This window comes from Streptomyces sp. N50 (genome assembly GCF_033335955.1).
GTDB lineage: Bacteria > Actinomycetota > Actinomycetes > Streptomycetales > Streptomycetaceae > Streptomyces.
The window spans coordinates 9,370,184-9,395,987 of the sequence record NZ_CP137549.1 but is presented as its reverse complement, the minus strand read 5'-3'; the positions used below and the strand labels follow the sequence as shown (position 1 = coordinate 9,395,987).

Sequence of the window (25,804 nt, the reverse complement as noted above, 5' to 3'; positions counted from 1 at the left end):
GGTCAGTGCTTGGCGAACTGGACCTGCGTGGACTGCGTGACGTTCGCTCGCACCGCGAGTGCGGGGACGGTGAGCTGTTCGCCGTAGATGTCGGTAAGCCTGAGCGCGCCGCCGCAGCCGCTGCCGTCCTCCGAGAGGAAGTAGTTGTAGTCGGCGCGCTGCAACTGCCGCCAGCCGCTGCCCACGGCAACTTCGAGGCGGGCCAGGGGATTTCGGTGGCCGATCGCCTGGATGCCACACCAGTAGCGGGTGGAACCGGTCTTGTAGCGGATCGAGATCGTGTCGGAGGTGCTGGGGCTCGCCAGGTTCCAGGTGATCGGGATCCGACCGGCCGAAGGGGCGGCGAGTTTGGCGAAGGCCTGGGCGCTGAGGTCGATCTGGCCGGGGGCGCAGTCCCCCGGGCATTCGTTGGTGATGCGGACCGTGATGGTGGCGCCGTTGGCCGCGTGCACGAGCACGTAAGCCCCGCACGCCTTCGAAGACTCGTAGTCCGCGGTGTTCATCGCACCGGTCATGACGTCGCCGCTCGGGTCGTACATGCAGGCGCCGCCACCGTCCGCGTCGTAGAAGGTGGCGACTCCTCGGTAGGTGACGCCGGGGCGGATACGTCCGGCCAACGAGGCGGTGCCGGAGGCCTGTTGGCGGGTCTTCGTGGCCGGCGTGGCGGCCGGCTTGGTGGTGGCGCGGGCGGACGGGGTCGCCGACGGCTTCTTCGATGCGGCGGTCGCTCGCGCGGAGGGGGTCGAAGTGCCACTCGCGGACGGCGAGTTGACCGGAGTGGAGCTGGTCGCGGAGGGCTCGGTCGCGGCGGTTCCCGCTGCGGTCTTCACCTCCTCGCCGTTCTTGTCGCCGGGCAGCAGCACCAGCGCCAGGGAGACGACGATGAGCACCGCGGCCGCCGACAGGAACAGCCACCGCTTGGACACCGGACCTCCTAGATGACCGCCACCCGTTGCTCGGGGTGAGGAAGGCAGCGATCGTGGCAGCCTCGCGGGGACGGCGGCAAGCCCTTTCTCCGGGAGCGTAGTTGGGGACAGATGTGGCTTCACCGTGCTGGTGGGGTTCCTGGTGCGCACCGTCGGTCGCGCCATCGAGACCGGCCTGCCTGAAGGCCGGTTACGAGCGCTCGAACCCGTCGGCCCGGCTCCACCGCAGAGTGGTGTCCCTGCCGAAGACGACCTGTTGCCCATCGCTGGAGACGGTGGCCCGCTCCCAGCCGTCGAAGTCCTTCGTGACGTCGACGCTCCACTCGGTCAGGCCGCTGGTGCCGACGGCCGCGACGGACTCGGTCGGCGGTTCACCGTCGTAGCAGTAGGAACCGAAGTCGGCGATCGCGGCGACGGTGCCCTTCTTGGTGCGCAGGTGGATGCCCTGGCACGCGTCGGTCTTGGTGCGGTAGATGACTCTCGGTTCGGTCCAGGCTTTCGCCGTGGGGCTGTAGTGCTGCTCGACGAGACCCTTGCCGCGCAGGTAGTGCAAGGCCACGCGGCGGCCGCCGTCGAGGTTCGCTACGGCGTCGTACGGGCTGGGGCTGCCGCTCCAGGGGAGGTCGCTCTTCTCCAGCTCGGCGGTGTACACGGAGGAATCCGGGGAGGCGGTCGCGGAAGGCCCTGTCGTCGCCGAGTCCTGGTGACCGCCGCATGCCGCCGCGGCGATCATCACCGACACCGCCGCCGTCGCCCTGACCAGCACCTGAATGCCGGGGTTGTACATACACGCCTCCCGTTCGCCCTACCTGGGCGCAGCATAAGCACGAGCCAGGTGGTCACGGTGGGGGGCTGTGGCCAAGCAGGTCCCGCGCAGCCTGCAGGGCATCGAGTCGGAGCGCCTCGAAGGACGCGGTCCGGCTGTCGTCCTGGTCGGCGAGCGAGATCGCGCAATCGACGATCGGCTGAAGTACGTCCGGGTAGTCGAGCGCCGCGGCGACCTCTGTCCAGATCAGATCGGCGCCGGTGGCCGGATCGAGGCTGCCGTTGGTGATCTCCTCGGCCAGCCAGTAGGCGTGGGCCCAGCGCGCGGCCGTGGGGTCCCCCGGTGGTTCGAAGGACAGCCCCAGTTCGTCGAGTACGTGGTCGAAGAGCTCGGGTGCTTCGGGTTCCTCTCTCCGCGCGAGGCCGGCCAGGAAAGGGAGGGACGGGCTCCAGACCTCCGCGAGGAGTGCGTCCAGGCCCGCCTGGATGAGCTGGTCCGACCCCACCTGGCAGCCGAAGGCGCGCGCCCTGGCGAGCCGCCCGAGCCGCGCCTTGGCCTCATCCCCGGTCATGTCCTCGGCCTCCGTCCAGCAGGCAGGAGGCCGATCGTGTCACGGCCGGGGCGTCGTTCCGCCATCGGATTTCAGGGCGTGGTCCAGATACGGCGTTCGGCGCTCAGCGGGTCGTCGAGGAGCTCCGGGACGGTGTCCCAAGTCATCGTCGTGCGGCGCTTGTTGGTGTAGCGGGGCCACTGAGGGCCCGGGTCCAGGTCGCGGATGAAGGCGACCCACGCGGCGTGCATCGCGTCCGCCAGGGACTGAGGCGGATGCGGGCCCGTCGCCGCCGTGACGCGTTCGGCGTTCAGGAGGTCGAAGGCGAAGGGGATCTCGGTGCAGTGGGCGGCGCTGCCCCAGGTGAAGTGGTAGAGCCAGGTGGGGAGTTCGTGGTGGGCGCGGGACTCGGCCAGGGCGAGGGACGGGCCGCGGAAGATGGCGTCGGTCAGGGCCTGGCCCATGCGCAGTGCCGGGTCCGCCCTGTCCTGGAGGGCTGCGTACATGGTCACGGCGTCGGGGCCCAGGCCGTGGCCTGCCAGTACGGCGTCAACAGCCCCCACAGGTGCGGGTGTTGGCGTGGTCCCCGACGGGGGGTAGAACTCGCGCTGGGTGAACCCGAGCAGGAGCGGGACGGGGGCCGCGCTGCCGTTCGCGAAAGCGTCCGGCACCGGGACCGGGATCAACTCCCCGTCCGCGAAAGGCGCCAGTGTCAGGCCCGCCTCGGGTGTGGCCAACGCGTCCTGGAGGGCGAGGAGTTCGTCGGCGGTGAGGTCGCGGAGGGCGGAGGCGAGGGCGGGGACGCCGGTGCGTTCGGTCAGGCGGGCCGAGTCGGCGAGGGCGTCGCGGCGGTGCTGGGGCGACCTTACCGCGCCGGACTGGGCGATCACGGCGCGGAAGAGGCCGTGTGCCGAGGGGGTCGCCATCAGGGTCTGCGCGGCGCCGCCGCCCGCCGACTGGCCGGCGACGGTGACCTTCCCGGGGTCGCCACCGAACGCGTCGATGTTGTCCCGCACCCAGGTCAACGCGGCGATCCAGTCGAGCACACCCCGGTTGTCGGGGGCGTCGTCGAGGTGGAGGAAGCCCTCGATGCCGAGCCGGTAGCCGATGGACACGAGGACGACGCCGTCGCGGGCGAAGGCGGAACCGTCGTACCAGGGACTGGCGGCGGATCCGGCGACGTAGCCGCCGCCGTGGATCCAGACGAGGACCGGCAGACCGGCGCCCGGGGTCGGGTCCGGGGTGAAGACGTTGAGGTTGAGTACCCCGTCGCCCGGTATCGACGGCTCGGGGATGGTGGTGGGGCCGTCGAGGATGAAGGGACGGCGCTGCGCGGTGGGCCCGTACTCGGTGGCGTCGAGGGGTTCGGTCCACGGCTTGGTCGGTACGGGGGCGGCGAAGCGGAGGTCGCCGACGGGGGCCTCTGCGTAGGGGATGCCGAGGAAACGGGCGGTGGTCTGCTGCCACGTCCCGAGGACGGGGCCCAGGGACGTGGCAGCGAGTACGGACTGGGGCACGGAGCAACTTCCTTGTGGAGGCGGGGGGTCGGGTACGGAGGGGGCGATACCTCGTCCGTTATTTGACGCTCTTGATCGGGCGGATGGCCAGCGCGCTGATCAGGACGACGGCTGCGGCGAAGGCGAACAGGACGCGGTAGCCCGGGAGTTTGTCGGAGCCCGCGGCGAAGGAGGTGATGAGTACGGAGGCAATGATCGGACCCAGGGCCTGTGGGACGTTGGTGGCGATGTTGAGGATGCCCAGGTCCTTGCCGGCCGCCGAGCCCTTGGGCAGGACCTCGGTCATCAGGGCCATGTCCAGCGACATGTACGTACCGAATCCCATGCCGCTGACCAGCGCGTACGCGTACATCGCGGGCAGGGTGGGGCTGACCAGCGGGATGGCCATGGACAGGGCGAGCAGGACGGACGCGCCGATCACGAAGATCTTGCGGCGGCCGGTGCGGTCGGAGATCTTCGCCGCCGGGATCGCGCCGGCGAGGGTGCCGACGAGGGCGAGCACGGACATCAGCTGCTGGGCGCTGTCCACCGCGCCGCCGTCCAGGCCGACGTAGTCCTGGAGGGCGTAGCGCTGGTAGGTGGCGACGCCCCAGTAGCCGAGGATGAACGTCATGCGGGCCACGAACGCCCAGGCGAAGTCGGGGTGCCTGCGAGACGAGACCCAGAAGCCGGTGAGGAACTCCCGCCAGGAGAAGGGCTCCGGCGGCTCGGGGCGGGTCCGGTCCCGGTTGAGCAGGACGAACGCGAGCACCACCACCAGGACGATCGCGGCGATCACGCCGTATCCCAGGCCGAGTCGACCGGCGTAGCGGGCGGCGACGATCACGCCGAGCGTGGCGCCGAGGTTGGAGCCGAGGCCGACGAAGGCGGAGACGATGCCGAACCGGCGCGGGGCTACGCGGTCGGCCATGACGGCGGTGAGCGGGGCCTGGACGACGTTGAGCAGCACCTGGACGGCGACCCACATCAGCGTGAGCCAGAGCAGGGTGGTGGCGTGCGAGATGGCCAGCAGGGCGAGGGTCGAGCCGACGGCGCCGAACAGCATCCACGGGGTGCGGCGGCCGAGGCGTCCTCGGGTGCGGTCGGAGATGGCGCCGATGATCGGCTGGGCGAAGAGCGTGACGATGGAGGAGGTCATCGTCACCAGGGCGAGGTTCGATTCCTTCGCGGCGGCGTCGAGGTTCTGGATCTGAGCGGGGAGCAGAACCACGACGAGGCCGGCGTACGCGGTGTAGAGAGCGGCGAATCCCGCGCCCATCGACCACATCAGGACGTTCACCTGGGAGCTGCCCAGGGTGTCGTCCGTTCGGGAGGTGGCGGGGGCGGAAGAGGTCGAAGCGGACAAGGACGCCTCCACGGGGACGGACCGGCACCGTTGCCGGTGCCGGGAGTATGGCCACGTGGATTTATTTATTTCAAGGCTCGAAAAATAATATCTCGGCCACCTTGACCCGATCCCTTCTCGCGGAGGCACAATCGTCTGCGTGAACGCCCCCGCCGACTCCGCCGACGTACGACGCCGCAATCTGGCCCTCGTGCTGCGGTACCTCGACGCCCACGGCCCGTGCGCGCGCACCGAGGTCGCGGCCGGCACCGGACTGGTGCACGCCACGGTCACCGCGCTGGTGGCGGAGCTCATCGACCGCGGCCTGGTCGCCGAGGCGGGTTCCGTGCCGTCCGCCGGGCGGGGCCGCCCCCGGCGTCTGCTGCGGCTGGTCCCCGAGCGCGTGGTCATCCTCGCCGCCCAGGTGAGTCTGGAGTCCGTGCACGTGCTGGCGGCGGACTTCCGGGGCCGCGTCCTGCACCGCGAGTCGGCACCCCACCGCGCGCCGTACGGCGATCCGCGCGCCCTGGCCGCGGTCATCGGCTGCGTGGTGCGATCGGCCGAGGCGGCAGTACGGGACGCGACACCGCACGCCCATCTCCTTCAACTCGCCGTGGCCATGGCCGGACCGGTCGTCGGTACCTCCCAACTGGTGGCCGCCGCCATCGACTTCGGCTGGCACAGTACCGACCTGCGTGCCCTCGTCGTCGCCGAACTCCCCTTGCTGGAATGCCCTGTTGACGTGGTGAACGACGCGAACATGGCCGCGCTGGCCGAGTACCACGCGCTCGCGGCCGACGGCGTGGAACACCCCGACACGGTCGCCTACATCAAGGCCGACACCGGCGTGGGCGGCGGGCTGCTCGTCAACGGCCGTGTGCACAGCGGGAGTCACGGCATGGCGGGTGAGATCGGGCATCTGCCGATCGCCCTCGACGGTCCCGACTGCCGCTGTGGGACGCGTGGTTGCCTGGCGATGTACATCGGACCCGAACCCCTCATCCACGCGGCCGGGTTGGACGCCGTGGCCGAGTCGGAGGGCGGCGAGGCGGCACTGGCCGAGCTGGACCGGCGGCTGCGCGCGGGCGATCCGGCCGCGGTCGCCGCGCTCGGGGCGGCCGGGCACGCGCTCGGAGCCGCCGTCCTCGGCGTGTCCGGTGTCACCGACGCGGGCGAGATCATCCTCGGCGGATACCTCGCCACCTGGGCCTCTTGGCTCGCGCCCGGCCTGGAGGAGCGACTCGCCGGACGCCGTGCCCTGGCGCCCGACATGCAGCCGGTGATCACCTTCGGCGTCCTCGGCGGGGAAGCCACGTTGCGCGGCGCGTTTCAGACCTGTCGCGACGCCCTGCTCGACGATCCCACCAGCGTTCCGGCGCTCGCCCGGACCCCGATTCCCGTGCCGTCCCCATAGCGCGACGCCCACACAAATCGTCCCCCACCTTCCGGTCGTGGCTTCGTTCGGCCGCCCTCGTACATGCATACTCGGGCTCTGCGCGCGCACCGGCGTTCGCGAGAAGCGGGAGGTGGGCGATGGTGGTGCCGTCGGCAACGGGGACGGAACCCCGGAAAATCACGATCAATGACGTCGCCAAGTCGGCCGGGGTGTCCCGGCAGACGGTGTCACGGGCGCTGAACGACAAGGACGAGATCGACAGCGTCACGAAACAACGGGTGCTCGACGCCGCCCGTGCGCTCGGCTATCGGCCGAGCCGGTTCGCCCGGGGTCTGGTCCGCCAGGACACGATGACCATCGGACTGGTGATCCCCGATCTGCTCAATCCGTTCTTCACCGAGGTCGCGGCCGCCGCACTGGAGGCGGCCAGGACCCGTGGCTGGCAGGTCGTCGTGTACGACACCGGGGACCGGGCGGAGGAGGAACTCGGCACGCTCCAGGTGATCAGCTCCCAAGTGGACGCCGTCATCGGCTACTTCAGCTGTCCCGAGAGCGAACTGGAGAAGTTCACGCGCGGCATGCCGGTCGTGCTCATCGGCCGGGAGCAGCGCACCCGGTTCAGCGCGATCCAGATCGACGGCGCGGCAGGGGTCCATGCCGCGGTCGCCCACCTCGTCGCGCGGGGGCACACCCGGATCGGCATGCTCGACCACCACACCCGGGCCGAACCGAGCATCCGGCACGAGTGGTTCACGACCGCCGCGGCGGCCCACGGGATCGAGGCCGGCCTGATGGTCCCCGCGGACCAGACGGCCGACGGCGGCGGATCGGCGCTCAGGGAACTGCTCGCCGACCATCCCGACGTCACCGCGGTCCTCACGTTCAACGACATCATCGCGATCGGCGCCCTGCGCGAGGGCCGCCGCCTCGGCCGGAGCATCCCGCAGGAGCTGGCGGTCATCGGCTTCGACGGTCTGCAGCTCGGGGCGCTCGTCGAGCCCCCGCTCACCAGCGTCGCCCTCGACACCCGCCGGCTCGGCGCACTCGCCATCGAGCAGGTCGCGCGGCTGCTCTCGGGAGAGGAAGCGCTCGCGGGCGACGACCTCGTCGTACGGGGTGAACTGCGGCTGAGCGGCTCCGCCTGACCGCCACGCGTGCGCATCCGGTCCGAATGTCTTGACACTCGCCCGGGCCGAAGCGCAGACTTCCGAACATCCCAAAACGCATGTCGAGGTCCATCTGCAGGCAGTCCCGTGAGCGCTCACGGGAGCGCTCACGGGACGCTCTTGGACCTCGGGAAAATGGTGTGCCCACGTCCCTTCCACCCAGAAGGCATCCCGCCCTCGGGATCAGCATCGAGCCGCCTAGCACCGCCGCTAGTCGTTGTCTGGAACGGAAACCATGAGCAGCACAATCACGCGCATCCGCCTCGGCGCCGTAGCCGTGGCCGCCAGTGTCGCCGTACTCGCCGGATGCTCGTCGTCCTCGCCGTCGACGAAGACATCCGCGGCCTCCTGCGCACCCGCCAAGGGCAAGGTCACCCTCCAGTACTGGAACACCGTTCCGGGCATGGACAAGGTGGTCGCCCTGTGGAACAAGAAGAACCCGGACATCCAGGTCTCCACGAAGAACATCTCCAACGACCAGTACGGCATCCTCAGCAACGCCCTCAAGGCGGGCAAGGCGCCGGACCTGGCCCAGGTCGGCTACGACGAGTTGCCCAACCTGCGTACCCAGAGTGCGTTCGTGGACGCCTCGGCCTGCTCGGCGGCCACCGCGGCCAAGTCGAAGTTCGTGCCGTGGACCTGGTCGCAGACCAGCTTCGGCAACACCGGCGTCTTCGCCCTGCCGCAGGACACCGGCCCGATGGCCCTCTACGTCCGCAGCGACATCTTCAAGAAGTACGGCATCGCGATCCCGAAGACGTGGGACGAGTACGCGGCCGCCGCGGCCAAGCTGCACAAGGCGGACCCCAAGCTCGACATCACGTTCTTCGACCCGAACAACGCAGAGTGGTTCAACGGGCTGCTGTGGCAGAACGACTCGCAGATGTACAGCTACGCCGACAACAAGTGGCAGGTCACGGTCGCCTCGGAGCAGAGCAAGCAGGTCGCCGACTACTGGCAGAAGCTGATCTCCGGCAAGCTCGTGCGCACCGACCTCGCCAACGGTTCGACGCAGATGTACGCCGCGTACCAGAAGGACCAGATCGCCAGTTACGTCGGCGCCGCCTGGGGCTACAGCATGTTCCGCGACAACCTCCCCAAGCAGTCCGGGAAGTGGACGATCGTCCCGATGCCGACGTGGGGTTCGAACGGCGCCTCCGGTGACTGGGGCGGCTCGACCGTCGCGTTCATGAAGGGCGGCAAGCACCTCTACGAGTCGGTCAAGTTCAACACCTGGCTGAACACCGACCCGGAGGCCCTCGCGCTGGAGAACCAGCTGGGCGGTCTCTACCCGGCGGCCAACGCGGGGCTCCAACTGCCCGCGCTGTCCAAGGGAGTTCCGTACTACAACAACGAGAAGATCTTCGACGTCTTCGCCGACTCGTCCAAGAAGATCAACACCAGCTTCGCCTGGGGTCCGACCCAGAAGACGGTGAACCTCGCGCTGCAGGACGCGATGGCCAAGGCGGCGGCCGGTGACGGCACGCTCTACGACGCGCTGACGACGGCGCAGGCAGCCGCGCTGAAGTCCATGAAGGACCAGGCGATCCCGGCCGCGGCGGGCAAGTGACCGCGCAATGACCGACATCGCAACGCGCGCGGCGCGCGTGGTGCAGTCACCCGGGGGCCGTCGCCGTCCAGGCGGCGGCGGCCCCCGGGCGGGCACCATCTTCGCGTTCGTGATCCCGTTCTTCCTCCCGTTCGTGCTCTTCTACCTGGTGCCGGTCGGCTACGCCCTGTGGCAGAGCGTCCGCGTCGTCCGCCGCACCGGCGGCCAGTACGGCACCTCGTACACGACGTTCGGCGGTTTCGAGCAGTACACGAAGGTCTTCCAGAACGACGAGTTCTGGTCCAGCGTCGGCCGCATCGGCCTGTTCGGCATCGTGCAGGTACCGGTGATGCTGTTCGTCGCGCTGGTCATCGCGCTGCTCCTCGACACTCCCCTGCTGAAGCTCAAGTCGGTCTTCCGCATCACCGCGTTCATGCCGTACGCCGTGCCCGGCGTGATCGCCGCGATCATGTGGTCGTACCTCTACTCGCCCCAACTCAGCCCCGTCGTCGACCTGTTGAACGACATCGGGCTCAAGCCCGACTTCCTCGGCCCGGGTGCCGTGCTGTGGTCGGCGGCGAACATCTCCACATGGCTGTGGACCGGCTACAACATGCTGATCATGTTCTCGGCGCTCCAGTCGATCCCCCAGGAGCTGTACGAGGCCGCCAAGTTGGACGGCGCCAGCAACTGGGCCATCGCGTGGCAGATCAAGGTCCCGATCATCGCCCCGTCGATCATCCTGACGACAGTGTTCTCGATCATCGGCACCCTCCAGCTCTACGCCGAGCCGGCCGTGCTGCGGCAGATCTCCTCGAACATCTCCAGCACGTTCACGCCGAACATGCTCGCCTACGCGGTGGCCTCCGGGAACAACTACCAGCAGGCCGCGGCGATTTCTGTCGTCATCGCCGTCATCACCTTCGTCCTGAGCTTCGGGTTCATGCGACTGACGTCGAAGAGGGCCGGCCTGTGACCAACCGATCCGCCAACAACCGCTCCACGGGCAACCGTTCGGTGAACCGCGAGAGCCAGGTCAGCCGTACGGCCGCCATGGCCCTGATGCTCCTCCTGGCGATCTACTTCCTGCTGCCGATCTACTTCCTGATCGTCGCCGCCACCAAGCCGCAGGGCGACCTCGCCGCCACCAACGGCCTGACGTTCTCGCACTTCAACCTGTTCGAGAACCTGCGCGTCCTGTTCAGCCGCAGCGACGGCATCTTCGGCAAGTGGATCGTCAACACCGTGATCTACGCGGTGTTCGGCGCACTCGTGGGAACACTGATCTCCGCACTGTGCGGCTACGCGCTCGCCAAGTTCCGTTTCCGGGGACGGGAGTTCCTCTTCTCGGTGATCCTCGGCGGCGTCCTCGTCCCGACCACCGCGCTGGCGCTCCCGCTGTTCCTGCTGTTCTCGGCGACGGGCATCGTCAACACGTATTTCGCGGTGTTCCTGCCCAGCATCGTCAGCCCGTTCGGCGTCTATCTCGCGCGGATCTTCGCCAACGCCGCTGTCCCGCAGGAGCTGTTGGAGTCGGCGCGGCTGGACGGCGCCGGCGAGTTCCGCACGTTCTTCTCGGTCGCGTTCAAGCTGATGACGCCGTCGCTGGTGACGATCTTCCTGTTCCAGTTCGTGGCGATCTGGAACAACTTCTTCCTGCCGATGGTGATGCTGCAGAAGGAGTCCCTCTTCCCGATCACGCTCGGCCTGTACGAGTGGAACGGCCAGACGGCCCGCGCCCCGCTGCTCCAGGAGTCCGTGATCACCGGCTCGCTGGTGTCGATCGTGCCCGTGATCATCGTGTTCATCCTGCTCCAGCGGTTCTGGCGCACCGGACTCGCCGCCGGTTCCCTCAAGTGACCGTCCCCGCACAGAAGGTGCCTCCCGCGATGCCCAACCCCGCTGTGTTCGTACCCCACTTCCACTGGGACCGCGAGTGGTACGAGCCCTTCCAGGTGTTCCGGCACCGGCTCGTCGCCGCCCTCGACACCGTGCTGGAGACGGCGGAGACGGACCCGGAATTCCGGTTCACCGTCGACGGCCAAATGGCCGCGATCGAGGACTACTTGGAGATGCGGCCGGAGAACCGCGAGCGGGTCGCCGCCCTGGTCGCCGAGGGCCGGCTCGCGGTGGGCCCGTGGCTGATCCTGCTGGACGAGTTCCTCTGCTCCGGCGAGACCATCGTCCGCAATCTCCAGATGGGCTGGGCGGCGGCGGACGAACTGGGCGGGGCGATGCCGATCGGCTATCTCCCGGACATGTTCGGCCACGTCGCGCAGATGCCGCAGATCCTCGCGCGCGCCGGTATCGAGCACGCGGCGTTGTGGCGCGGAGTGCCCGGCTCGGTCGAGGGTCACGCCTTCAACTGGCGGGCGCCGGACGGCTCCCAGGTCCGCACCGAGTTCCTCTTCGACGGCTACGACAACGGCCTCGACGTCCTGCTGGTACCGGACCGGATCGGCCGCGCGCTCGGCGACTACGCCGAGATGACGGCCGAACGCTGGGGCGGCGACCCGGTGTTGGCGATGGCCGGCACCGACCACAACGCGCCCGACCCCCAACTCGCCTCCTGGCTACGGCAAGCCGCCAGCGAGGGCCGCGCGATCACCATCGCCACTCTCGACGAGTACCTCCGCAAGCACGTCCGCGACGAGGTCTCCGCCGTCGTCACCGGCGAGCTGCGCAGCCATGTGCGCGGCAACATCCTCCCGGGTGTGCTCTCGGTGCGGCTCGGTCTCAAGCAGCGGATGGCCGTCGCCGAGCGCACGATCGACCACGCCGAGCGCATGAACGCCCTGTGGTCGCGGCGCGACGACTCGCCGTTCCTCGACCTCGCCTGGCACAAGATCATCGAGTCGACCGCGCACGACTCGGTCGTCGGCTCCGGCACCGACGAGACCTGCGACCAGGTCGCCGCCCGCCTCGCCGAAGCCGCACAGACAGCGCGTGCGGTACGGGACGCGGCACTCGCAAAACCCGCCGAACTGGTGCCCAGCGACGGCCACTTGGTCGCCAACCCGCTGCCGTTCGACCGCTCGGTACTGGTCGAGGTGGACGTCATCGCCCCGCCGGAGGGAACCCCGCTCGTCGCGACCGCCGCCGACGGTACGACGGCCCCCGTGCAGCTGATCTCCGAGGCGCCGACCGTCCTCAGCGACGAGCGCATGGACGCCTCCCAGCTCGAACGCGTCCTGCGCCGCATCCACCGCCGTGAGCTCTTCGGCCGCCAGATCGACCACTACGAACTCACCCCCGGCGCCCTGGTGTTCCACCTCGCGGAGGTGCCGACCTCTGGCCCCTTCGACCTGCTGATCCTGCGCCGCGAGGTCGCCGAGGCTGCGGCGCAACATCCGGGCGAGTGGCGGGTGTTGACCCTGGAGGAAGCCCGGGCCACCGCACTCGTGCCTGTGCGCGTTCCCGCCTCCGGGCTGGCGTCCTTCCGGGTCGAACCGAGCGACCGCGCCTCCGTCGCCGTACCGACGCACGCGCCTACTACGGCGACGGACCGCACGCTCTCCAACGGCCTGGTCGAGGTCGCGGTCGCCGCCGACGGCACCCTGGACCTGACCGGGCCGGACGGCACCGTGCTGTACGGAGTGGGTCGGCTCGTCGACGGCGGTGACCGGGGCGACAGCTACAACTACGCTCCCCCGGCCCACGACGTCCTCGTGTCGGAGCCGACGGAGATCGCCGTCGAGGTCGTCGAGAACGGCCCACTGCGTGCGCGGCTGCGGGTCACCCGCGGCTACGAGTGGCCGGCCGCGCTCTCCGCCGACCGCGATGTGCGCGGTGAACAGACCCTGCCGACGCCGGTGGAAACGCTCGTGGAGGTGCGCGCGGGCGAGCCCTTCGTGCGGGTCTCCACGTCCTTCCTCAACCAGTCCGCCGACCACCGGCTGCGCTTCCACGTACCGCTGCCCGAGCCGGTCACGACGTCCGCGTCGGCCGGTCAATTCGCCGTCACCGAGCGCGGGTTGACCGCCGAGGGCGGCTGGGGCGAGTTCCCGCTGCCGACCTTCCCGGCCGGTTCGTTCGTGTCGGCCGGGGCCGCAACCGTCCTGCTCGACCACTCCAGCGAGTACGAACTCGTCGGCGACGGCTCCGAACTCGCCGTCACCCTGCTCCGCGCGATCGGCTCGATCAGTGTCAACATCCACCCCCTGCGCGATGAACCGGCGGCGAGCGAGATCCCCGTACCCGGTGCGCAGGACCTCGGGATGCGGATCGAGAACCGGTTCGCCGTCGTCCCGTCGGCCACCGGCTGGCGCGGCGCGAACGCGGTGGCGCTCGCCGAGGAGTTCCGCAACGACGTACTGGTCACTCGCGGAACCGCGCCCACCGGGGGCCAACTCCCGCCCGACACCGCCGGGTTGCGCGTCGACGGCGAGGACGTCCTCGTCTCGGCCGTCCGCCGGGTCACCGACGTCGAGCACGGGCCCGGCACCGAGGTGCGGTTGACCGCCATGCGCGACACCCCGTCGACGGTCCGCCTCACGGGCACGTTCTCCGAGGCCGTCACCGTCGATCTGCTGGGCCGGACGATCTCCCGCACCCAGGTCCAGGACGAGCTCGAACTCGCCCTCGGCCCCTGGGAGATCCACACCGTCGTGCTCCGGTAGGCGGCCATGATCGAATGCAATGCACCCGTTCCACCCTCACGAAAGCGTTGTGACCTCTTGCTTCCCGAGTTCTCCCCCCAAGTTTCCGACCTCGCTCCCGGGCGTGGTGCCCTGCGTCCGGCGCGCTCGTGGCTGCACTCCGACGCGAAGTCCCTCTCCCTGAACGGGTCCTGGCGTTTCCGCCTGTCCCCCACGGCGTCGGCGGCGGAGGACTTCGCGGCCGAGGGCTTCGACGACAACGCCTGGGACAGCATCCCCGTGCCCGCCCACTGGGTGCTGGAGGGTGACGGTGCCTACGGCCGCCCGATCTACACGAATATCCAGTTCCCGTTCCCGATCGACCCGCCGTACGTCCCGGACGAGAACCCGACCGGTGACTACCGCCGCACGTTCGACGTCCCCGCCGACTGGTCGGACGCCGAACGGGTCGTCCTGCGCTTCGACGGTGTCGAGTCGCTGTTCCGCGTCTGGGTCAACGGGGTGGAGATCGGCGGCGCGAGCGGCAGCCGGCTCGCCCACGAATTCGATGTGACGGACGCCGTACGCCCTGGTGAGAACGTCGTCGCGGTGCGGGTGCACCAGTGGTCGGCGGCCAGTTATGTCGAGGACCAGGACCAGTGGTGGCTGCCGGGCATCTTCCGCGATGTGACCCTGACCGCCCGTCCGGCCGGGGGCATCGAGGATGTCTGGCTGCGGACCGGTTTCGACGACGGGCGCGGGCGGGTCGAGGCTGAGGTCGTCGCCGACGCGACGGCGTTCCCGGTCACCCTGCGCATTCCCGAACTCGGTGTCGAGCAGGTCTGGGCGACGCCGGACGACGTGGCGGCCGTAGCCATCGCCGAAGTCGAGCCCTGGTCGGCCGAGTTGCCCCGGCTGTACGACGCCACGGTGTCGACGGCCGCGGAGACCGTCTCGCTGCGGGTGGGTTTCCGTACGGTCGAGATCCGCGGGGACCAGTTCCTGGTGAACGGGCGCCGGGTCGTGTTCCACGGGGTGAACCGGCACGAGACCCACCCGGAGCGCGGCCGTGTCTTCGACGAGGCGCACGCCCGCGAGGACCTGGCGCTGATGAAGCGGTTCAACGTGAACGCGATCCGCACCAGCCACTACCCGCCGCACCCCCGGCTGCTCGACCTCGCCGACGAGCTCGGGTTCTGGGTGATCCTGGAATGCGATCTGGAGACGCACGGCTTCGGCAAGGTCGACTGGGTCGGCAACCCCAGTGACGACCCGGCCTGGCGCGAGGCGTACCTCGACCGCATCGAGCGCACGGTGGAACGGGACAAGAACCACCCCAGCATCGTGATCTGGTCCCTCGGCAACGAGGCGGACACCGGCAGCAACCTCGCCGCCATGTCGGCCTGGGTGCACGCCCGTGACGCCGAACGCCCCGTGCACTACGAGGGCGACTACACCGGCGAGTACACCGACGTCTACTCGCGCATGTACGCGTCCGTGCTGGAGACCGAGCAGATCGGCACCGACGGTTCCCGCGCCCCGCTGCTCAACTGCACGCCCGCACAAGGCGCCCGGCAGCGCACCAAGCCGTTCCTGCTCTGCGAGTACGCGCACGCGATGGGCAACGGGCCCGGCGCGTTCGACCAGTACGAGGCGCTGGTGCGCCAACACCCGCGCCTGCACGGCGGGTTCGTGTGGGAGTGGCGCGACCACGGCATCCTGGCCACGACCCCGGACGGGACGCCGTTCTACGCGTACGGCGGCGACTTCGGCGAGGTCGTCCACGACGGCAACTTCGTGATGGACGGCATGGTGTTGAGCGACGACGTGCCGACGCCGAGCCTCCACGAGTTCAAGGCCGTCGTGGCGCCGGTGCACTTCGCGTTCGACGGCGACAAGGTCGCGATCACCAACCTCCGGCACACGACCGACACGTCCGACCTGCGCTTCCGCTGGCGGGTCGAGCACGACGGAGTCCCCGTGGAATCAGGGGAGTTGGAGGTCCCGTCCGTCGTGGCGGGCGACTCGGGCCGGGTGTCGTTGCCGTCGGTCCCGGTGTCGCCGGACGCCGAGACCTGGCTGACGATCGACGCGGTGCTGGGGACGGCGACCCCTTGGGCGCCCGAGGGTCATGTCGTCGCGACTGCCCAGCTGGACCGATCGGTTCGCCGTCCCGTCCCCGCCGGCCGTGGCCGGTTCGACTGGCAGCGGGGTGACGGGACCCTCACGCTCGGCGTCGCCGAGTTCGTCGGCGGGTCGCTCGTGAAGCTGGGCGAACGCGCCGTGGCGGGACCGCGGTTGGAGCTCTTCCGCGCGCCGACGGACAACGACAAGGGCGCGTGGGGCGAGGTCGACGAGAGCGACGCGAGCGTCTCCGGGGTGTCCAACGCCGAACTGTGGCTTCGCGACGGGCTCGACCGGCTGACCTCGCGACGGGTGTCGGTGGAGCAGAGCGCGGACGCGCTGCGGACGGTCGACAAGGTGTCGGCCGCCGACTCCGGTCTGTCGGTGCTGGTCGAGTCCGTCTGGTCGCGCGAGAGCGACGGCGAGGTGGAGCTGCGGGTGGAGATCCAGCCCTCGCACGGCTGGCAGTCGGTGTGGCCGCGGATCGGGGTGCGTTTCGACCTGCCCGACGGCACGGCTCCGGTCGACGGCGCCAAGTGGTTCGGCCTCGGCCCGCTGGAGTCCTACCCCGACAGCATGCGCGCGGCCTGCACCGGGCGCTTCGCCGCCTCCATCGGCGATCTCTCGGTCGACTACGCGCGCCCCCAGGAGACCGGTCACCGCTCCGAACTGCGCCGACTGTCCCTGACCAGCGGCGACACCGAAGTGCTGCGCATCGAGGCCCTCGCGGACACCCACGGTCGACGTCCCGGTTTCACGCTCAGCCGGCACACCCCGCAGGAGATCGCCAAGGCCGGGCACCCGTACGAGCTGCCGGATTCGACGACGAGCCGGCTGTTCGTCGACGCCGCCCAGCACGGGCTCGGCTCACGGGCCTGCGGTCCGGACGTGTGGCCCGAGTTCGCGCTGCGCCCGGAGGCTCGCACGATCAGGCTCCGGATCACGGCACCGGAGTAGGCCGACAGGTTGAGGGTGCGGTCTCGCACGGCGACGGCCGCACCCTCAGTATGGGAGGAGACGACTGCCCCGGCCGCGCCCGTATCCGGCCGTCCCCGTGGGAAGGAGCGCTCCGATGCCCACCCTGCTGTCGGTGAATGTCGGCATGCCGAAGGACGTTCCCTGGCAGGGCAAGACTGTCTATACGGGCGTATGGAAATACCCGGTGGTCGGCCCGGCGATGGTCCGCCGCCTGAACATCGACGGCGACGGACAGGGCGACACGGCCGGCCACGGCGGCGAGCAGCGGGCGGTCCTCGTCTACCAGATCCAGTCGTACCGGCACTGGCAGCGGCACTTCGGCCGCGACGACCTCGGCTACGGCCAGTTCGGCGAGAACCTCACCGTGGACGGCCTGCCCGACGACGAGGTCTGCGTCGGCGACCGGTACCGCATCGGCGAGGCCGAGTTCGAGGTCACCCAGCCGCGCGTCACCTGCTACCGCGTCGGCATGCGCTTCGGCGAACCCGAACTGGCCGCGCTGCTGGTGAGCCATCACCGGCCCGGGTTCTACATGCGGGTCGTGCGGGAGGGGCGGGTGCAGGCCGGCGACCGGATCGTACGGACCAGGACCGGTCCAAACGCGCTGAGCGTCGCCGACATCGACGCGCTGCTCTACCTCCCCGGCCGCGACCCCGCCAAGCTGCGCCTCGCGCTGGACGTGCCCGCGCTGAGCCCCGGCTGGCAGGGGTCGTTCCGTGAACTGCTCGCCGCCGCCGACGACTTGACGACCGCGGCCCACCCGGCCTGGGCCGGTTTCCGCGCGCTGCGGGTGACGGAGGTGGTCCCCGAGAGCACGACGGTCACCTCGATCCGGCTGGCAGCCCCGGACGACTCCCCGCTCCCGGCCGCCCGCGCGGGCCAGTACCTGACCCTGCGCGTCCCCACCACGACCGGCCCCGCCCCGGTACGCAGCTACTCACTCTCCGCCGCACCCGACGCCGGCACCTACCGGATCAGCGTCAAACACGAGCCCCACGGCACCGCGAGCGGCTACCTCACCACGCGGCTACGGCCCGGAACCGAACTCGAAGTCGCCGCGCCCCGTGGGGAGTTCGTCTACGCCGAGGACAGCGGACCGGTGCTCCTCGTCTCCGCCGGCATCGGTCTCACGCCGGTGCTGTCGATGCTGCACGAGCTGGCCGCGCAGGGCAGCAAGCGGGAGGTCTGGTGGATCCACGGCGCCCGCGGACCACGGGAACACCCCCTCGCGGCCGAGGCACACGAGCTGCTCACCAGGCTGCCGGACGCGCACGAGCACGTCTTCTACAGCGCGGCCACACCCGAGGAACTGCGGCACGCCCACGCAGCACCGGGACGCCTGACCAAGGACAAGCTCATCGCGCTGTCGATCCCGGCCGACGCGACCGCGTACATCTGCGGCCCCGCGCCCTTCATGACCGACATGCGGCAGGCCCTCACCGAGGCCGGCATCGACCCCGAACGCATCCACACCGAGTTGTTCGGAACGCTGGGCGCCATCAATCCCGGCCTCACCGACCACCCCGCCCGCGCACCCCACCAGCCCCCGGGCACACTCGGAACCGGCCCGCTGGTGACCTTCGCCCGCAGCGGCATCAACGTCCCGTTCGACGCCGACACCAACGGCACCGTGCTCGAACTCGCCGACGCCTGCGACGTACCCACCCGCTGGAGCTGCCGCACCGGCGTCTGCCACACCTGCGTCACACCCCTGCTGTCCGGCACGATCACCTACTCCCCCGACCCGCTGGAGCCACCGGCCGACGGCGAGATCCTGATCTGCTGCGCGCGGCCCGGCACGGACATCGTCCTGGACATGTGAGTGCCGTCAGGCACGCCGCTGAGCTCCGTCCCGCACGCCCCGTAGAAAAGATTCTTCCGACCTGCAACCTCGATGCCCTCGGAACGTCTGTCCGGGTGGAGGCGCCTCCGAGCCAGGGCCTTCGCCACGGGAAGCCAGCCGTGGCGGCGGCCCGCCAGTCCCGTCAGCATCGACGATTCGAGGAATCACATGTCCGCAGGTCAGACCGCCCGCCGCAGCCTCCGCGCGGGCCGGGTACGGATCGCCCTGGGCGTCACCGGCGCCGCCGCCGCGCTCGCCGTCGGCGGCTCCTTCACCGCCCACGCCGACAACTCCGCGCCCGCCCCGAAGCCGGTTCCCGCCAAGAGCACGCCCGCCGACCAGTGCCCGGAGCCGGTCGAGGCGGTGCCGGGCGAGGGCGCCGTCCCCGTCAAGGGAGACCAGGTGTCGTACACCACCCTCAGCGGCGACGCGGTCGACGCGGTGCCGGACGGGATCGCCGGTCCCTACAAGGGAAAGCAGGTGTCGTACACCCTCCTCGGCGACGACCCGGTCGACGCGGTGCCCGGCGACGACTGCACCGCCCCGGACCCGAGCAAGGGCACCCCGGTCGACGCCGTGCCCGGCGGGAAGGACACCGCCCCGGACCACTCCGCCCGGGACGCCAAGCCCGCTCCCGCCAAGCGCTGACACGCGCGCCGAACCGCCGCTGATCGGCACGGGCCGTTCATCCGGCCCGTGCCGAGGTGGAGCCGCCGGGTACCTGCCCGGCGGCCCCACCGCCCGCCCGTCGAAACCGGGCGCATGTACGAAGACCTTGCTGTCCTGGAGATCCATGAACGCAGCTACGACCCCGGCCTACGGCATGCCGACGGGCGGACACCGGCCCCTACGTTTCCCGGCGCGCACCTGGTCGGACGCGCTGCGCCGGGCGCTACGGCACCTGGTGCGCGGGATGTCGCAACCGCGCGAGGACCTCCCGGTGGCGACGGACGCACCGGCCGTCCCCGCCGACCTCGGCGAACCCGGCATCGACGAGCTGTACACCCACCGCCGGCTGCCCCTCGTCCGCCTGGCCCTGCTCCTCGTGGACGACCTCCCCACGGCCGAGGACGTCGTGCAGGACGTGTTCGCCGCCCTGTACCGCCGCCACGGCGAGCGCCTCACCGGCCTGGACAACCCCGACGCGTATCTGCGCACCAGCGTGGTCAACACCTCGCGCTCGGTCCTGCGCCGCCGCCGTACCGTGCGGGCCCACGTCCCCGAACGCGAAGGGCACGCCCCGTCCGCCGAGGAACCCGTGCTGCTGCGCGAGGAGCACGGAGAGGTGATCGCCGCCCTGCACCGGCTGACCCGGCGGCAACGTGAAGTGCTGGTCCTGCGGTACTGGTCCCATCTCAGCGAGGCCCAGATCGCCGACACCCTGAGCCTGTCCCGCGGCGCGGTCAAATCCACCGCGAGCCGCGCACTGGCCGCCCTGCGCCGAGAGTTGGAGGCGTCCCCATGACGACACGCGTGACCCCGGAGGCGTCCCGATGATCGAGCAGGACCTCGGTTCCGGCCTCCCTCCGGACCCCCTCGAAGAACGGCTGCGCAACGCCCTGCGCGCCCGGGCCGACGCCGTCGACCTGCACGCGTTGCGTCCCGCGACCCCACCGACCAGCCGGTCCCGGCTGCTCCGGCTCCCGGCCCTGCACCCCGTCCGCCGCACCGCCGTCGCGTTGCTCGTCGTGGCCGCCGCGGTGATCGGCGTCCTGTTCCTGGCGATCCACGAGGTCCGGGAACCACCGGTCGGTCCCGCGAACCGCCCCTCGGTGTCACCCACCCCCAGCACCATGGATGCCGTACCTGGTCCTCCTGAGTCGGGCGACGTCGACGCGTCGCCCAATCGTTGAGCAAGCACGATGACGCACCTGTTCACCCACAGAAAGTGCTCCCGGCCCCGGTCGCCCACTCGCTCGCCGGAAGCCCAAGCAGCCACTCGATCCGCGCGCTGTCCGGCAACGGGCCGTGATCGGCGGTCACTTGAAGCGCCGAGGCGGCCGTGATGTGTCCCAACCGCAGCGCACGCTCTATGCCGTCCCCGCGCAGCAGACCAGTCAGAACCCCGGCCGCGAACGCGTCGCCCGCGCCGACGGGTTCCACCACGTCCGTGTCCAGAGCGGGCACGATCCGTACGCCTTCGTCGCTGAAGGCGATGGCGGAATGGCCACCGTCCTTGACGACCAGCAGGCGTGGCTGCGGCAACAGCCCCCGTACGTCGGCCGGTTCGAGGTCCGCGCCCCACAACTCCCGTGCCTCGTCGAGCCCGACGAAGGTGATGTCGGCGAGCTCGGCCAGATCGCGCAGCACGGTGGCGGCCGTACCCGGCGGCCACAGCGCGGGGCGGTGGTTGACGTCGAAGCTGATGGCGTACGGGCGTTCAGCGGCCGGAACGGTGAGCGCGGTGGTCACCAGGCTCCGGCAGGACGGGGACAACGCCGGTGTCACGCCCGTGAGATGGAGGACAGCGGCCGATCTCAGCTTGTCGTCGTCGAGTACGTCCGGGCCCATCGCCGAGGCCGCCGAGTTGCCCCGGTAGTAGTGGACCCGGGTCCGCGAACCGTTCGGCTCCTTCACGAGCAGCCCCGTGGGCCGCTCCGGATCGCACCGCACACCACTCACATCGACACCGGCGGCGGCGACCTCCGCAAGCACGCGCCGCCCCAACGGGTCGTCGCCCACGGCCGAGAGCCACGAGACGGGAATCCCCAAGTCGGCCAAGTACATGGCCACATTCGACTCGGCCCCGGCCACCGACACCCGCAGATCGTCAGCACACTCCAGCGACGAGGACGGGTCGGGTGCAAGGGCCGCCATGGTCTCCCCGATACAGACGACCCCACCTCCGGCCGACTCCCATCCGTTCGTCATGACACCTCCCGCACGGACGAGGCTTCCTCTACGACGGTCAGCAGAGCGCGAGTTCGGGCGCGCAGCGCGGTCAGGCTGCCGCCGTCGGCCGCGTCACCGACGAGAGGTGAACCGACGCCGACGGCGGTCGCCCCGGCGTCGAGATACGCCCGGGCGGCCTCCGCGTCGACACCGCCCACCGGCACGAACACCTCGTGCGGGAACGGGCCCCGCAACGCCTTCAGATAAGCGGGACCTCCGGCTTCGGCAGCCGGGAAGATCTTCAGCGCGGCGGCACCGAAGGGGCGTGCGGCGAGGATCTCGGTGGGGGTCAACACTCCGGCGATCAGCGGCAGTTCGAGCCGCCGCGCCTCGCGGATGCCGTCCCCCAGTGCGGGGGTGACGGCGAAGTTCGCGCCGGCTCGATGGGCGGCGCGGGCGTCGTCGGCGGTCAGGACCGTACCGGCTCCGAGGGGGCGGTCGGGGCCGAGTTCCTTGCGGGCCCGCTCGATGACGGACAGGGCGTCCGTACCGGTCAGGGAGACCTCGATCAGTTCGACGCCCTCCTCGGCGAGGGTCAGTACGGTGCGTACCGCGGCCTCGGGATCGGTGCCGCGGATGATCGCGACGAGGCGGTGTGCGGCCAGGGCCGCTCGCAGATCCATGTGACGAATTCCCTTCCTGTACAGGTCGGTTCAGGCGCAACGGCAGTTCGCGGCCAGCGTCAGCCGCCACCGCACTTCGCCCGAGGGGGGTACCCGGGCGGCGTCATCAGGGCCCGCCTCGGCGAGGTCGAAGACGCGGCCGAGCATCGGTTCAACGCCCGTGCTCCGATAAGGGTGTTGAGGGGGAAAACCGCCGAGGTTGCGCCACAGCGCGATGGACACGGGCTGTCCGTCGGCATCGAGGGCGAGGGAGAGTCGGTCGGCCTGGTCATGGACGCAGCAGCGGGAAGCGTCCACAACCGCCCCTACGGCGGTCCCGTCATCCGGACCCAACCGGTCCAGGCGCAGTCCGCACGGTACGGGCCAGTCACCCTCCACCCATGAGGCACCGTCCGGCCACGCCCGCTCCAACAGCCGCTCCGCCTCAGGGAACAGCCGCGTGCGCGCTCCGTCACGGATGTGCAGAGACGCGTGGTCGGAGAGGTCGAGCAGGGCATGCGCGGCCCATACGAAGCGGAAGCCCACGTCGGCCGTCAGGACGTAGTCGACCTCGGCCCCATCGTCGGTCGCACGTACAGTCCGCGCCAACGTAAAGCGATCGCAGTGCAGGACATCCGCGACTCCCTCCCGACTCCACGGTCTTGACCAGGCGTCACCGTGGTCGGGAGCGCCCCGGACCGTCGGTACGCACTCCTCCAGGCCACCCGCGTCCACGAAGGTGTCGCCGGGGGAAACGTTGTCGCGCTCCGGAGCCTCGCGCCGCCACAGCCACTCACGCCCCGCTGCCCGCAGCGAGGTCCAACGCCCGCCGTGGGCACGGTCGATAACGATGTCCAACGGCACGGTCACCACTCCGCGAAGGAGCCGTCGGGGTGCCGCCACACGGGGTTGCGCCAGGCGTGACCGGTCCGGTCGGCGGCGCGTACGGCGGCCTCGTCGATGGTGATGCCGAGGCCGGGGGCGTCACCGCGCACCGCATGGCCGTCGACGAACCGGAAGGGCGCCGGATCGACGAGGTAGGACAGCAGGTCCGCGTCCTTGTTGTAGTGGATGCCCCGACTCTGTTCCTGGATGAGGAAGTTGGGGGTGGCGAACGCGACCTGCAGACTGGCAGCCAGGGCGATCGGGCCCAGCGGGCAGTGCGGGGCGAGCTGAGCGCCGTAGGCCTCCGCGAGGGAGGCGATGCGGTGGACCTCCGAGATACCGCCGGCGTGGGACAGGTCGGGCTGGACGACGGCGATGCCCGCGGCGAGTACGGGCAGGAACTCGCCGCGTCCGTACAGGCGTTCGCCGGTGGCGAGCGGTACCGGGCTCGACGCGACCAGGCCGGCCAGTTGACGGCCGTGCTCGGGCAGGACGGGTTCCTCGACGAACAGCGGGTGCAGCGGGGCGAGTTCGGCGAGGACGCGGCGGGCTCCGGCGGCGGTGAAGCGGCCGTGGAAGTCGACGGCGACGTCGCGGTCGGGGCCGAGTGCCTCGCGGGCGGCGGCCACGCGGGCGACGATCGCGGCGGTCTCGGCGGGGGTGGGGATGGGTGAGGTGGCTCCGGCGGCGTTCATCTTGACGGCGGTGAAACCGGCCTCGACCTGGGCGGCTATCTGCTCGCGGAGTTGGGCGGGTTCGTCGCCGCCGACCCAGGCGTAGACCCGGACGCGGTCGCGCACGGGGCCGCCCAACAGGGCGTGCACGGGGGCGCCGTAGGTCTTCCCGGCGATGTCCCACAGGGCCTGGTCGAGGCCGGCGACTGCGCTGGAGAGGATCGGGCCGCCCCGGTAGAAGCCGCCCTTGGACATGACCTGCCAGTGGTCCTGGACGCGCAACGGGTCCTGGCCGACGAGGTGTTCGGCCAGCACGTCGACGGCGGCGCGGACGACCTCGGCGCGCCCTTCGACGACCGGTTCGCCCCAGCCGACCACGCCCTCGTCGGTCTCGACACGGCAGAACAGCCAGCGGGGCGGGACGAGGAAGGTCTCGACACGGGTGATCTTCACTGAGACCGGGAGCCTTCCGTTTCTTCGGAGTCCTGTGCGGAGTCCACGGGGGAACCCTCCTCGTCGGAGTCGTCCAGCCGGTCCAGGTCGCGGCCGGCCTGGTCCAGCAGGGCGCGCATCGCGGCCTCGGCGGCCTGCGGGTCCCGGTCGCGTACGGCGTCCAGGACGGCACGGTGGGCGGGGACCGGGTCCTCGCTGTGCGGGGCGCTGTGCACGATCCGGTCGCGGTGCGCGAGGCCGGACTCGATCACCATCTCCATGCGTTCGAGGAGTTCGTTGTGGGTCGCGGCGAGCAGGGCGCGGTGGAAGGCGAGGTCGGCCTCGACGGCATGGGCGGCGTCGCCGCCCTGTTCCCCCATCGCGTCGAGGGCACCGTCAAGTGCGGCCAGATCAGCGTCGGTTCGGCGCTGGGCGGCCAGGCGTACGGCGGCGGGTTCGATGATGGCGCGCACCTCGGCGAGGTTGTGCAGCAGCGCCCGGTCGGACTCCGAGGTGGAGGCGCCCTCGAACTGCCAGCGCAGGACATCGGCGTCGAGCAGGTTCCACTCGGCACGGGGGCGCACGAAGGTGCCTCGCCGCTGCCGGGCGTCGACCATCCCCTTGGCCGCGAGCACCTTCAGCGACTCGCGCAGCGCGGTCAGGCTCACGTCCAACTCGCTCTGCAGCGCCACGAGATCGAGCGTGGCTCCTTCGGCGATCTCACCGCCCAGGATGCGGCGGGCGAGGAGTTCCACGGTCTGGCCGTGGACGCCTCGACGGGCATAGGGCGTCATGTCGTACAGCCTTTCTGCTGGTTGGGGAGCGTGGTCATGCGGAGGCCTTGACGACGCTCCAGCCGCCGTCCACCACGAGACTCGTCCCGGTGATGTAGGAGGCTTCGTCGGCGCTGAGGAACGCGATGGCCGCGGCCACTTCCTCGGGCGTGCCGAAGCGGCGTACGGCCGTCTCGGCGATGCTGCGTTCCCGTTCCTCGGGCGGCACCCTGTCCCAGGCCGCGGTCAGTATCGGTCCCGGCAGGACGGCGTTGACGCGCACAACTGGCCCGTATTCGACTGCGAGTTGGCTACAGAGGGAGAGCAACGCACCTTTGGCGGCGGCGTAGGCCGGGTGCCCGGGGATTCCTTTGTGGGCGTGCACGGACGAGGTCAGCACCACCGAACCCCGCCGCTCCTCCAGATCGGGCAGCACCGCCCGGAACCCGAGGAAGCTACCGGTCAGATTGACGTCGAGTTGCCGCTGCCAGGACGGCAGGGTCATTTCGTGGGCGGGCGTGACGTCGACGGTGAACGCGTTACTGACGAGGACGTCGACGGGCCCGAAGGTGTGCGCGGCGCCGACGATCCGCGCCCAGTCGTCCTCGACCGCGACATCGGCGGCCACGAACCGCGCCCGCCCGCCGTCCTTGACGATCCGCTCCGCCACCGACTCACCCCGCTCCTCGGCGACATCGGCGAGCACGACGGCGGCTCCCTCCTCGGCGAGGCGTACGGCCGTGGCGGCGCCGATTCCTGAGGCCGCTCCGGTGATGACGGCCGTGCGTCCGGTGAAGCGGGTGCCGTGCCGTCGTACGGGCTGGTCCATC

General features: G+C 70.6%; 22 protein-coding genes. 11 read left to right on the top strand and 11 right to left on the bottom strand.

The window, feature by feature from the left end; genetic code table 11:
- Positions 1 to 2 precede the first annotated feature (2 nt).
- From R2B38_RS41675 to R2B38_RS41655, 5 genes are all read right to left on the bottom strand, one after another.
- The gene (locus R2B38_RS41675) at positions 3 to 926 is read right to left on the bottom strand and encodes an expansin EXLX1 family cellulose-binding protein (RefSeq protein WP_318020990.1); all 924 of its coding nucleotides are present in this window, start codon (positions 924 to 926) and stop codon (positions 3 to 5) included.
- Positions 927 to 1,116: 190 nt separating this feature from the next.
- Complete coding sequence (locus R2B38_RS41670) at positions 1,117 to 1,713, bottom strand: hypothetical protein (RefSeq protein WP_318020989.1); 597 nt, start codon at positions 1,711 to 1,713, stop codon at positions 1,117 to 1,119.
- 52 nt (positions 1,714 to 1,765) lie between these two features.
- On the bottom strand, positions 1,766 to 2,263 hold the full coding sequence (locus tag R2B38_RS41665; RefSeq protein ID WP_318020988.1) for a hypothetical protein: 498 nt from the start codon (positions 2,261 to 2,263) through the stop codon (positions 1,766 to 1,768).
- Positions 2,264 to 2,334: 71 nt separating this feature from the next.
- Entirely contained in the window at positions 2,335 to 3,759 is a 1,425-nt protein-coding gene (locus R2B38_RS41660) for a carboxylesterase/lipase family protein (RefSeq protein ID WP_318020987.1), read from the bottom strand.
- A gap of 58 nt (positions 3,760 to 3,817) precedes the next feature.
- Positions 3,818 to 5,104, bottom strand: coding sequence for an MFS transporter (locus tag R2B38_RS41655; protein WP_318020986.1), 1,287 nt, complete (start codon positions 5,102 to 5,104; stop codon positions 3,818 to 3,820).
- A 139-nt stretch (positions 5,105 to 5,243) separates the two neighbouring features.
- Here R2B38_RS41655 and R2B38_RS41650 point away from each other — a divergent pair, with 139 nt between their 5' ends.
- The 11 genes from R2B38_RS41650 (at position 5,244) to R2B38_RS41600 (ending at position 20,569) form a co-directional block, all read left to right on the top strand.
- On the top strand, positions 5,244 to 6,497 hold the full coding sequence (locus R2B38_RS41650; RefSeq protein WP_318020985.1) for an ROK family transcriptional regulator: 1,254 nt from the start codon (positions 5,244 to 5,246) through the stop codon (positions 6,495 to 6,497).
- 119 nt (positions 6,498 to 6,616) lie between these two features.
- Positions 6,617 to 7,624, top strand: a complete 1,008-nt coding sequence (locus tag R2B38_RS41645; protein ID WP_318020984.1) for a LacI family DNA-binding transcriptional regulator — start codon at positions 6,617 to 6,619, stop codon at positions 7,622 to 7,624.
- Between the two features lie 256 nt (positions 7,625 to 7,880).
- Positions 7,881 to 9,215, top strand: a complete 1,335-nt coding sequence (locus R2B38_RS41640; RefSeq protein WP_318020983.1) for an extracellular solute-binding protein — start codon at positions 7,881 to 7,883, stop codon at positions 9,213 to 9,215.
- 7 nt (positions 9,216 to 9,222) lie between these two features.
- Positions 9,223 to 10,170, top strand: coding sequence for a sugar ABC transporter permease (locus R2B38_RS41635; protein ID WP_318020982.1), 948 nt, complete (start codon positions 9,223 to 9,225; stop codon positions 10,168 to 10,170).
- Positions 10,171 to 10,247: 77 nt separating this feature from the next.
- Complete coding sequence (locus R2B38_RS41630) at positions 10,248 to 11,054, top strand: carbohydrate ABC transporter permease (RefSeq protein ID WP_318021924.1); 807 nt, start codon at positions 10,248 to 10,250, stop codon at positions 11,052 to 11,054.
- Between the two features lie 29 nt (positions 11,055 to 11,083).
- The gene (locus R2B38_RS41625) at positions 11,084 to 13,813 is read left to right on the top strand and encodes a glycoside hydrolase family 38 C-terminal domain-containing protein (protein WP_318020981.1); all 2,730 of its coding nucleotides are present in this window, start codon (positions 11,084 to 11,086) and stop codon (positions 13,811 to 13,813) included.
- A gap of 57 nt (positions 13,814 to 13,870) precedes the next feature.
- Complete coding sequence (locus R2B38_RS41620; RefSeq protein WP_318020980.1) at positions 13,871 to 16,852, top strand: glycoside hydrolase family 2 TIM barrel-domain containing protein; 2,982 nt, start codon at positions 13,871 to 13,873, stop codon at positions 16,850 to 16,852.
- 115 nt (positions 16,853 to 16,967) lie between these two features.
- A complete protein-coding gene (locus tag R2B38_RS41615) occupies positions 16,968 to 18,695 on the top strand; it encodes an MOSC domain-containing protein (protein WP_318020979.1) in 1,728 nt (575 codons plus the stop codon).
- A 189-nt stretch (positions 18,696 to 18,884) separates the two neighbouring features.
- Positions 18,885 to 19,364, top strand: a complete 480-nt coding sequence (locus tag R2B38_RS41610) for a hypothetical protein (protein ID WP_318020978.1) — start codon at positions 18,885 to 18,887, stop codon at positions 19,362 to 19,364.
- A gap of 145 nt (positions 19,365 to 19,509) precedes the next feature.
- Positions 19,510 to 20,181 (top strand): SigE family RNA polymerase sigma factor, encoded by a 672-nt coding sequence (locus R2B38_RS41605; protein ID WP_318020977.1) that lies wholly within the window; start codon positions 19,510 to 19,512, stop codon positions 20,179 to 20,181.
- A 28-nt stretch (positions 20,182 to 20,209) separates the two neighbouring features.
- Positions 20,210 to 20,569 carry a hypothetical protein gene (locus tag R2B38_RS41600; protein ID WP_318020976.1) on the top strand — a complete coding sequence of 120 codons (360 nt, stop codon included), beginning with the start codon at positions 20,210 to 20,212 and terminating at the stop codon, positions 20,567 to 20,569.
- Positions 20,570 to 20,591: 22 nt separating this feature from the next.
- Here the strand turns inward: R2B38_RS41600 and R2B38_RS41595 are convergent, their stop codons facing one another.
- Genes R2B38_RS41595 through R2B38_RS41570 form a run of 6 tightly spaced genes read right to left on the bottom strand, consistent with a single transcriptional unit; the run spans position 20,592 to position 25,803 of the window.
- Positions 20,592 to 21,587, bottom strand: coding sequence for a sugar kinase (locus R2B38_RS41595; protein WP_318020975.1), 996 nt, complete (start codon positions 21,585 to 21,587; stop codon positions 20,592 to 20,594).
- Positions 21,584 to 22,231: a bifunctional 4-hydroxy-2-oxoglutarate aldolase/2-dehydro-3-deoxy-phosphogluconate aldolase gene (locus R2B38_RS41590; protein WP_318020974.1), complete on the bottom strand. Its 648-nt coding sequence runs from the start codon at positions 22,229 to 22,231 to the stop codon at positions 21,584 to 21,586. Before R2B38_RS41590 ends, R2B38_RS41595 begins: the two co-directional genes overlap by 4 nt.
- Positions 22,232 to 22,261: 30 nt before the next feature.
- Positions 22,262 to 23,080: a hypothetical protein gene (locus R2B38_RS41585; RefSeq protein ID WP_318020973.1), complete on the bottom strand. Its 819-nt coding sequence runs from the start codon at positions 23,078 to 23,080 to the stop codon at positions 22,262 to 22,264.
- A complete protein-coding gene (gene dgoD, locus R2B38_RS41580; protein ID WP_318020971.1) occupies positions 23,077 to 24,222 on the bottom strand; it encodes a galactonate dehydratase in 1,146 nt (381 codons plus the stop codon). Before dgoD ends, R2B38_RS41585 begins: the two co-directional genes overlap by 4 nt.
- Entirely contained in the window at positions 24,219 to 24,995 is a 777-nt protein-coding gene (locus R2B38_RS41575) for a FadR/GntR family transcriptional regulator (protein ID WP_318020969.1), read from the bottom strand. The genes dgoD and R2B38_RS41575 overlap by 4 nt, the downstream gene beginning before the upstream one ends.
- 34 nt (positions 24,996 to 25,029) lie before the next feature.
- Entirely contained in the window at positions 25,030 to 25,803 is a 774-nt protein-coding gene (locus R2B38_RS41570) for an SDR family NAD(P)-dependent oxidoreductase (RefSeq protein ID WP_318020968.1), read from the bottom strand.
- Position 25,804: the final 1 nt, after the last annotated feature.